The organism is Mesorhizobium sp. BAC0120 (genome assembly GCF_033542235.1).
Lineage (GTDB): Bacteria > Pseudomonadota > Alphaproteobacteria > Rhizobiales > Rhizobiaceae > JAWRCU01.
Genome location: NZ_JAWRCU010000048.1, coordinates 1 through 1,198 on the forward strand (window position 1 = coordinate 1; position 1,198 = coordinate 1,198).

The 1,198-nt window shown below is 63.9% G+C and carries 1 protein-coding gene; it reads right to left on the reverse strand.

All coding sequences use genetic code 11. From position 1 onward, the window contains the following. Positions 1-24: 24 nt before the first annotated feature. Positions 25-990: an IS110 family transposase gene (locus SAZ10_RS33510; RefSeq protein ID WP_318613887.1), complete on the reverse strand. Its 966-nt coding sequence runs from the start codon at positions 988-990 to the stop codon at positions 25-27. Between the last annotated feature and the right edge of the window lie 208 nt (positions 991-1,198).

Consider the following 1,198-nt stretch of genomic DNA (forward strand, 5'->3'; position numbering starts at 1 on the left):
CCCCTTGTGGGAGAAGCGCAACCATTAGCGGGCGAGATGCTGTTGGGGTGCTTTTCTTATCCATGGAGTGCCGCGCTCGACGACGGCATTGGCGAAGATCAGTAGCTTTCGGGCGCAGGCGATGAGAGCGCTCTTGTGTTCCTTTCCCTTTTCTTTGAGACGGCCATAGAGCGCGACCAGAGCGCTGTTCCAGCGCTGGGCAGCAGGAAATGCGGCATTGAAGAGGGCCCTGCGGACGCGGGCACGGCCGCCAGCGATGCGGCGTTGGCCAGTGCGCTCGCCGGAGTCGTCGTCATAGGGCGCGACGCCGGCCAAGGCTGAGATCTGCTCGCGGTTGGCCTTGCCGAGTTCGGGCAGGAGAATGACCAGCGTCAGAGCCGTGCGTATGCCGATGCCGTCGACGCTTTCGATCAGCTGCAGGCGGCGGGCAAGGTCATCGTGCTTGCGCACGGCGGCTTCCAGGCGCGCCAGCTCGGCCTCGCAACGTCGATCCAGCGCCGCGATCTCACGCTCGATCTGGCGCAGGATGCGCTTGTCGGTGAAGCGCTCACGACGGGTCTTGAGGCGGACGATGTCGGCCTCGAGCTGCTCGATGAAGAGCAGATGCTCGGCGAGCGGAGCCAGCCTGGCATCCGGCGGCTCGCGCAGTTCGCCCCGATCGGCGGCACATTCCGCGATAAGGGCGGCATCGAGGCGATCGTTCTTGGCGCGGCGCAGCTTGTAGACGGCAAAGGCGCGCACCTGACGCGGCTGCAGCAGCACGACCTCGAAGCCTTTCTTGCGCAAACAGGCCACGACAGCTCGCTCGTAGCCGCCGGACGCTTCGATGCCGACGCGCTTGATCTTGCGGGCCTTCAACCAAGCCACCAACTCTTGATGCCCATCGCCGGCGTTGCCGACACGCAGTTTCTCACTGGCCGGATACGTGGCGACGTCGAGGGCAGCTTTGCCCGTGTCGATCCCGGCGACCTTTGTGGTAATGTTATCCATCCTTGTCTTCCCTGCCTTGCATACGAACCAGGTTGTTCCAGCAACCATGCGGGCCATGACGAGGAGCCGATCGCGATCCTGCTTCTCCTCAACCCTCCAGGTTCAGGTGGATGCGATCCGACGATCGGCGCCAATGGCCGGGTGGCCACCCGGCCATTGGCGTCCCTTGCGAGACCCGTCTTCGTACACAATTTCCAATGCAAGGTGG

Coding starts and splice junctions, on each gene's coding strand:
- SAZ10_RS33510 (WP_318613887.1), bottom strand. CDS start 990: ATGGATAACATTACCACAAAGGTCGCCGGGATCGACACGGGCAAAGCT.